The sequence below is a fragment of the Pseudomonas sp. genome (assembly GCF_051660785.1).
GTDB lineage: Bacteria > Pseudomonadota > Gammaproteobacteria > Pseudomonadales > Pseudomonadaceae > Aquipseudomonas.
On the sequence record NZ_JBOFQE010000040.1, the window covers coordinates 1 to 7977 of the forward strand.

Here is a 7977-nt window from a genome sequence, read left to right on the forward strand (position 1 = left end):
CGACCAGAAACGGTTAATCGGGCATTTTTATGAGTGTTCACTCGGGGCCTCCAGGTACTTGGTTTGGTTCGCACCTCCAATTTCCCGGAAAAGCCCCGAGTGAACAACCTACAGAGAGATCACAGCTAGCTCCCACAGGGGATTTGTTAACGCTGTAGATCCAATGTGGGAGCCAGCCTGCTGGCGATAGCGATTATGCAGTCGCCACTGCAACATCAGGTTCACTCACAGCGACCAACCCTTCCTTCATCCGCTTGGCATCCCGAACAAAACACCGCGACGCCAGGAACAGAAACACCATGGTGAAAAACAACGCCACCGGGATCAGATACATGGCGTCATGCAGACCCACGGCCTTGAACGCCTCAGTCATCTGCTCAACGCCCGCCGCGGCCATCGCCGTGTGCGCGAAGTGGTCGGACAAACCGCCCACCACCACCGGCCCCAAACCACCGCCCAGCAAGTACAACCCGGCAAAGAACAGCGCCATCGCCGTGGCCCGCAGACGCGGTTCGACCACGTCCTGAATCGCCGTGTAAACGCAGGTGTAGAAGTTGTAGGCGAACAGCCAGCCCACACTGAACACCGCGACGAATACCCCGATCTCGACCCGTCCGGCGTGCAACGCCCACGCCGTACACACGGTCGAGATGATCAGGCTGAACGCTGCGAACAGCAGCCGCCCGTTCGCCACCCGCTGGTGAATTTTGTCAGCAACCCAGCCACCGAGCGTCAACCCGAACAACCCGGTCACGCCGACGATCACCCCGGTCGCCACCGCCGCTTCCTGCAACGGCATCAGGAAGTAACGCTGCAGCATCGGCACCAGAAACGAGTTGCAGGCATAGGTGGCAAAGTTGAAACACAACCCCGCCATTACCAGCCAGAGGAAGGTCGGCACCGCCAACACGCGACGGATCGGCCGGTCGATGCGTTCCTGGGAGACTTGCACGCTCTCCGCGGCGCCGCGTTTCGGCTCCTTGATGTAGAACATGAAGATCGCCAGGATCAGCCCCGGCACCGCCGCGATGAAGAACGGCGCGCGCCAGCTGTCGAACGCCTTGACCATGGCGCCAATGGTGAAGAACGCCAGCAGCAGGCCTAGCGGCAGGCCTAGCATGAAAATGCCCATGGCCCGCGCGCGACGGTGCGCCGGGAACAGGTCGCCGATCAGCGAGTTGGCGGCCGGTGCGTAACTGGCTTCGCCGATACCGACGCCCATGCGCACGATCAGGAACGCCCAGAAATTGCCCACCAGGCCGTTGACCGCCGTCAGGCCGCTCCACGCCGCCAGGCCCCAGCCCATCAGTTTGCTGCGCGAACCGGTATCGGCCATTCGCCCCAGCGGCAGGCCGGCAATCGCATAAACAATGGTGAATGCAGTACCGATGATGCCCAGCTGAAAGTCGCTGAGGTGCCATTCCATGCGAATCGGTTCGATGATGATGGCCGGGATGGTGCGATCGAAGAAATTGAACAGGTTGGCCAGGAACAGCAGGAACAGAATGCGCCAGGCATTCGCCGCTTGGGTCGAGTTCTGCATGGGGTCCGTCTCTTTTATTGTTATTGGGGCCTCGCTGTCCCCGGAACCTCCAATCTAGTCAGGCCGGCCGGAACTGTCTGTAATTATTCGTAATGCTGATACCAACCCATGGCACAACGCGCCACCTGTGGGAGCTAGCCTGCTAGCGATGACGTAGTGTCAGTCGACATCATCGGTGCATGACACACTGCAATCGCTAGCAGGCTAGCTCCCACAAGGTTTTTTGCAAAGCAGGTATTTCTCGCCATTGGTCGCATAAAAAATACTTTTGCGCCCCCTTCCCAAGTCCAACGCAAAGCCTAGAATAGCGGCCTTGCCTGCCCCACCAATCCCCCATCCCTCCTTTGACTATCGCCCATGTCCGAAGCCAGTCCGTGTCTGAATTGCGGTGCCTGCTGTTCTCATTTTCGCGTGTCTTTTTTCTGGGGTGAATGCACCTCGGCCGGAGGAACGGTGCCTGACGAGCTTGTCGCGCCCATCAGCCCCAGCCGGGTGGCCATGCTGGGCACCGACTGCAAACCCACGCGCTGCGTCGGGTTGGTCGGCGAAGTCGGCAGCACCGTGCAGTGCTCGATTTACGATCAGCGTTCCAGCACCTGCCGGGAGTTCGACGCCTCGTGGGCCAATGGCGAGGCAAACGTGGATTGCGATGCTGCACGGGCAGCGTTCGGGTTGCCGGCCCTGCAACCGGACTACGAATTCCCTTATGAGCAGATCGCCTAAGGCTTGCCTCCAGTAATCCCAAAAATCATTAAGAGCAATGTGCCACTAGCGCTTGCACTCTTTGTATGAGCTCTATACTCCAACACATTCGCCAGGGTTCATGGTGTCGGCTGGATGTTAAATACGGGGCGTTCAATGGAGTGGCCTGCTTTATATTTCACGACCCAACTGCCAGAGACCGGCCAGGTCATACTCGATTGCGCTCATAACCCCTTTTTGGTGTTGCTGGCGTATGTGGTCGCCTGTGCAACCGGGTTCGCCACACTGGACATCACCGAACGGGTCGGCCATGCCGAAAAACCCGCGTCTCAACGTCTCTGGCGCTGGGTGGGCGCCGGGTGTCTGGCGGGCGGTATCTGGGCCATGCACTTCATCAGCATGCTGGCGTTCCAGGCGCCGCTCGAAATTCACTATCAGTTACCCATTACCCTGATCTCACTGTTGTTCGCGTTGACCGCCTCGTGGCTGGCGATGCACACCCTCAGCCATCCTCACCTGACTTTCTGGCAATACCTGCGGGCCGCGGTGTGGATCGGACTGGGCATCGCCACCATGCACTACGTGGGCATGGCCGCCATGCGTTCGAATGCGACGGCCTATTACAATCCCGTCCTGTTCGCCCTTTCCATCGTGATCGCGGTGGGCGCCAGCCTCGCCGCCCTGTTGATTTCCAGTCACCTGCGCGAAGGCAGCGGCGTGGCGCATCAACTGCGTAAATACACCGCCAGCCTGGTGCTCGGTGCCGGCATCGTCAGCATGCATTTCACCGGTATGGCGGCGCTCAACCTGGTGCTTCCCGTCGATAGTCTCCAGCCGCTGCCTGGCGACAACAACCACCTGCAGCTGGGGTTGACGGTGGCAATGATGACGTTGCTGATCATCGGCAGCAGCATCAGCGCAGCCCTCGCCGACAAGAAGCTGCAACACAAGGAGTGCGACCTGCAGCGGGTCAACACCCTGCTCGGCCAGCTGGATCAGGCGCGCCTGTCGCTGCAACAGGTGGCGCACTACGACGCGCTGACCAACCTGATCAACCGCCGAGGTTTCAACCAGATTTTCGCCGAAAAGCTGCTCGACAAGGCCAACGAGGGCGGCATGCTGGCGGTGTTGTTCCTCGACATCGACCACTTCAAGCGAATCAATGACAGCCTTGGCCACGACGCTGGCGACGAATTGCTCAAGATTCTGGCCGCCTACATCAAGGGGTCGGTACGCAACCACGATGATGTGGTCTCGCGTTTCGGCGGGGACGAATTCTGCATCCTCATCGGCCTGAATGACCGTGAAGAAGCGCGGCAAATGGCCCAGCGCATCATGCTGAAAATGAAAGAGCCCATCGAGCTGGCCGGACGCAGCATGGTCATGACCACCAGCATCGGCATCAGCGTGTTTCCGCAAGATGGCTCAACCTGCGAGGAGCTACTGAAAAACGCCGACCTGGCGCTGTATCAGTCCAAGGGCAGCGGACGCAATGAGCTGCACTTTTTCAGTCCGCACATGAAAACCCGTGCCACCCTGGAGCTGCAACTCGAAGAAGAACTGCGGCACGCCCTGCGCAATGACGACGGATTGATGCTCCATTACCAACCGATCTATGAGCTGAAAACCGCTCAGGTCACCAAACTCGAAGCGCTGATTCGCTGGCAACACCCGGTTCACGGGTTGCTGGCACCGGATCGATTCATTGCCATTGCCGAGGCCAACGGCCTGATCGCCGAACTGGACAACTGGGTGTTGCGCAAGGCCTGCGAAGACCTTGGCGAGTTGTCTCGTCAAGGCCGCGAAGAACTCAAGATCGCCGTGAACTGCTCACCGCTGAACCTGGCCCGCGAAGACCTGGCCGACGAAATCGAAAACGCCCTGCGCGTCGCCGGCGTGGCACCACAGCGGCTGGAGCTGGAGTTGACCGAAAACGCGCTGATGGGCAACCTCGCCAACACCCTGGCGCTGCTGCGGCAGATCCGGACCCTCGGGGTGTCGCTGTCGATCGATGACTTTGGTACCGGCTATTCATCCTTGACCTACCTCAAGCGCCTGCCGCTGAACACGCTGAAAATCGACCGCTCGTTCATCCAGGAAATCCCCAAGGCCACCCAGGACATGGAAATCGTCCAGGCCATTATCATCATGGCCCACACCCTGCACCTGCAGGTCATCAGCGAGGGGGTCGAAACCTCCGAGCAGTATGACTTTCTCGAGCGCCAGGGCTGTGACTTCGTTCAGGGTCATCTGCTCAGTCGTCCGGTGCCACTGGCCGAGTTGCGTGCGGTACTGGACGAAATCAATCAGCGCAAACACTCACGCATGGTCAGCCCTCTGAGCCTGGCTTGCGGTACAACTGCACTAACGTTGACGGGTCCTTTTCCAAAAAACCCTGCCCCCCATGCAGGCGCATCAGTTGTGCGGCCAATCCGCTGATCGGCGTAGCCGAACCCTGTTCGCGGGAAAATTTCACCGCGCTGTCGAGGTCTTTGAGCAGCGTGCGCACGTGCCACTTCACCGGTTGGAAACGACTCTCGGCCATTTGCGGGGCGAGGATCTGCAACGGTTTTGAATCGGCGAACCCACCCGCGAGCGCTTCGGCAATCAGGCTGGCGTCGACCCCGGAACGCTCGGCCAACGCCACCACTTCAGCAATCACCAGCGCATTGCAGGCAACGATCATCTGGTTGCAGGCCTTGGTTACCTGCCCGGCGCCGATGCCGCCCATGTGAGTCACCCGTTGACCCAGTCTCAACAGCACCGGCCTGACTTGCTCAAGATCAGCCGCTTCACCGCCGACCATGATCGCCAGGCTGCCGGCCTCGGCGCCGACGACCCCGCCAGACACCGGCGCGTCCAGCCAGCGCATGCCGCATTGGCTGGAAAGCGCCGAGGCCATTTCCCTGGTCGCGGTCGGTTCCAGGCTGGAAAAATCCACCAGCAACTGACCGTTTTTCGCGCCCTCGGCAATGCCGGCCGGGCCGAAAACCACTTCACGCACCACGGCGGTGTCCGCCAGGCACACCATCACCACGTCGGCGTGTTGGCCCAGTTCAGCCGCTGTCGCCACTTGCCGGGCGCCGGCCTCGACCAACGCTGCGCACTTGGCCGGATTGCGATTCCACACCGTCAGCGGATACCCCGCCGCCAACAGGCGCCGACACATGGGCAAGCCCATCAGGCCGATTCCGGCAAAACTCAACGAAGGTAGGGTTGACATCATTTAGCCTCCTTTTGATTAAAGATCGCCGAATATTGGCCGATTCATCATGACTAAGGAAAGGATTCCCCCGAGCGATGCTCAGGCTTTGACCCTGACGCTTGGGCAAAATACGCGCTAAAAAAGTCGCGAGTTCCTATTCCGTGAAGGTTCGACGACACCGTGTCGCCGAGCCAACCAGCCCAGGTACATGGCGCCCAATGACTTCTAAAAATAATCCGGCCACTACGGTTTCCGACCTGACACTGAGCCCTGCGGCGAACAGCCCCTCATCGTCGAAGCCATTGATCCCGTCGCGTCCGCTGGCCAGTCAGCAATACCTGTATTTCACCGAAACCAACACTGACCGCATCCTCGATAACCTCGATGGCCTGCGCGATATGGTATTCCCGCGCCCACCTCACCTGGAAGGCGACAACGAACAGCACAACGACCAGGAATTCCCCTCGGTGTGCCTGATCGGCCTGGGTCGTTGCGGTTCCAACATTGCGCTGGACGTCGCGGAGCTGGTGTACAACGCCCGCAAGTTCTACCTCAACGAATTCAACAACGAAGATCGCCTGTCGCCGGACAAACGCTACGCCGAAAAGGGTTACAGCCCGGCACAGTGGATCCGCAACAACCTGCGCCTGGGGCCGAACAAGGCCACCAAACCGGTGTTCCTGGTCGAGCCGCTGGTGATGCTCGGCGACCTGGACAAAGACATCGCCGGGCGCATCCGCTTCTCGCGCAAGGGCGAGAAGAGCGGTTTCCTGCGCGACTACAGCAAAATGAAGATCATGGACTTGTCGGAAGTCCACGCCGGTGGCGCCGGTAACGCGCCGATCCTCGGCCAGTACCTGGCCAAGATCATCCTGAACAAGGACACCCAGCGTTTCTCCAGCCCTGACTGGAAAATGATCCACTCGTACCTGATCGACAGCTGCGGCATCAAGGCCAACCAGTCGCGCCTGTATTTCTCGATCTTCAGTGCCGGCGGCGGTACCGGTTCGGGCATGGCTTCGGAATTCGGCCTGGCCCAGCAGCACTCGTACATGAACAAGACGTTCGACACCAAGCCGATGGACGAGCACGACGGCAAGAGTGGTCACTCCTTCGTCTTCGAGCCGATCTTCACCAGCGGCATTTGCGTACTGCCGAACATTTCCGATCACCGCAGCGAAATGTCCGAAGCGCTGCACATCAACGCCGGTCGCCTGCTGTGCAAATACCTGTCGGAAGAGTGGGACTTCTCCTACAACTTCGCCAACGAAGACAGCAGCGAAGCCAGCGTCATGGGCCGTATCCGTCCATGGAACGCGATGATGCTGATCTCCAACGACATCATGCGTTATGCCGAAGAAAGCGATGACGGCAACATCCAGAACATCGACGTCAACGCGATGGAAAAGCACGCGAACCAGTACATCTCGCAGCAGATCTTCAACATTCTGACGGCGCAGGCGGTTACGACTGACTACGACCAGAACTATTTCCGTCGAGCCGGCATCGACATCGGCGAAACCATTCGCCTCGACGCCAACGACCTGTTCATGAGCCTGGCCGGCCCGGTGGCGATTGCCTACGCCGAGTCCGTGGTGCCGGAAACGCCGCCGCCGAGCAGCGACAAGTTCAAAGTGTTCGAGAAAGAACCGCAGCGCCTGAACATCGACGACTTGTTCTTCCGCTCCATCGACCTGCCGCACTTCAACAAGGTGACCCAGGCGATCGAAGGCATCAGCCTGTTGCCGATCGAATCCAAGCGTTATCGCGCCTCGCTGGAGCAGTACAAGAATTCCGGTTATGACGCGGCCGCGTTGCACGACCTGCACTTCTTCAAGAACTGCTCCTCGGTGGTGTCGATTGTTTCGCTGCCCAAAGACTACAAGCTGTCGTACATGGACCTGAACCGGTTGAAGACTCACCTCAACAGCCTGTTCCCGAACACCACGCTCAAGCGTTATGCGCTGGTGATTGGCGCGTCGGCCAACCTGTCGCTGACCACCCTGATCGCCAAGAGCCCGTGCCTGTCGGACGATTTCCTGACGCTGATCGTGGCCTTCATCAAGCGCTGCTTCGCGAAAAACCCGTACCGCTTCGACGACACACTGGATAACTCGATCCTCGACTTCATCATCAATGAAGAATTCGACGAAGACTTGATCGACGATTTGCTCAATGAGTTCGAGAACCCGGCGAAGATCCTCGATACCAACTGGTACGCGATCAAACCGATGTACGAGAAGAAATACCGCGAGCTGATCAACGACAAGGACAAGTTTGTCTCGATCAACGACATTCGTTTGTCGCGAGATTGCGTGAAGAAGGCAATCAAGTACCTGCGCGAGATCTACCGTCACCGGATCGGCAAGACCAAGGTTATTTCGTTGAATAACCATACGGGCAAGACTTTTTCGGTCTGACGCGAGACCGAGTCGCCCCCAATCGCGAGCAGGTCGAATCGTCGCACCGTCGCTCCCACAGGGATCGCATTCCTTCTGAAGGAACGCGATCAAACTGTGGGAGCGAC

Annotated in this window: 5 protein-coding genes; 3 read left to right on the forward strand and 2 right to left on the reverse strand. The window is 59.1% G+C overall.

The annotated features are described in order from the left end of the window. Positions 1-193: 193 nt before the first annotated feature. Positions 194-1543: a spinster family MFS transporter gene (locus tag ACRC4F_RS09625; RefSeq protein ID WP_438659098.1), complete on the reverse strand. Its 1350-nt coding sequence runs from the start codon at positions 1541-1543 to the stop codon at positions 194-196. 357 nt (positions 1544-1900) lie between these two features. Between ACRC4F_RS09625 and ACRC4F_RS09630 the strand changes: the two genes are divergently transcribed. Continuing rightward, complete coding sequence (locus ACRC4F_RS09630) at positions 1901-2266, forward strand: YkgJ family cysteine cluster protein (protein WP_438659099.1); 366 nt, start codon at positions 1901-1903, stop codon at positions 2264-2266. 135 nt (positions 2267-2401) lie between these two features. Then, positions 2402-4684 carry a putative bifunctional diguanylate cyclase/phosphodiesterase gene (locus tag ACRC4F_RS09635; RefSeq protein WP_438659100.1) on the forward strand — a complete coding sequence of 761 codons (2283 nt, stop codon included), beginning with the start codon at positions 2402-2404 and terminating at the stop codon, positions 4682-4684. Here the strand turns inward: ACRC4F_RS09635 and ACRC4F_RS09640 are convergent. Beyond that, positions 4575-5471 carry an NAD(P)-dependent oxidoreductase gene (locus tag ACRC4F_RS09640; RefSeq protein ID WP_438659101.1) on the reverse strand — a complete coding sequence of 299 codons (897 nt, stop codon included), beginning with the start codon at positions 5469-5471 and terminating at the stop codon, positions 4575-4577. The two genes, ACRC4F_RS09635 and ACRC4F_RS09640, sit on opposite strands and share 110 nt — an antisense overlap. A gap of 197 nt (positions 5472-5668) precedes the next feature. On the opposite strand from ACRC4F_RS09640, the gene ACRC4F_RS09645 reads away from it, so the two are divergent. Beyond that, positions 5669-7870, forward strand: coding sequence for a hypothetical protein (locus tag ACRC4F_RS09645; protein WP_438659102.1), 2202 nt, complete (start codon positions 5669-5671; stop codon positions 7868-7870). The last annotated feature ends 107 nt before the right edge of the window (positions 7871-7977 follow it).

Excerpts from the sequence above, each read along its gene's own strand:
- ACRC4F_RS09635 (WP_438659100.1), top strand. The coding sequence starts at position 2,402 with ATGGAGTGGCCTGCTTTATATTTCACGACCCAACTGCCAGAGACCGGC.
- ACRC4F_RS09630 (WP_438659099.1), top strand. The coding sequence starts at position 1,901 with ATGTCCGAAGCCAGTCCGTGTCTGAATTGCGGTGCCTGCTGTTCTCAT.
- ACRC4F_RS09640 (WP_438659101.1), bottom strand. The coding sequence starts at position 5,471 with ATGATGTCAACCCTACCTTCGTTGAGTTTTGCCGGAATCGGCCTGATG.
- ACRC4F_RS09645 (WP_438659102.1), top strand. The coding sequence starts at position 5,669 with ATGACTTCTAAAAATAATCCGGCCACTACGGTTTCCGACCTGACACTG.
- ACRC4F_RS09625 (WP_438659098.1), bottom strand. The coding sequence starts at position 1,543 with ATGCAGAACTCGACCCAAGCGGCGAATGCCTGGCGCATTCTGTTCCTG.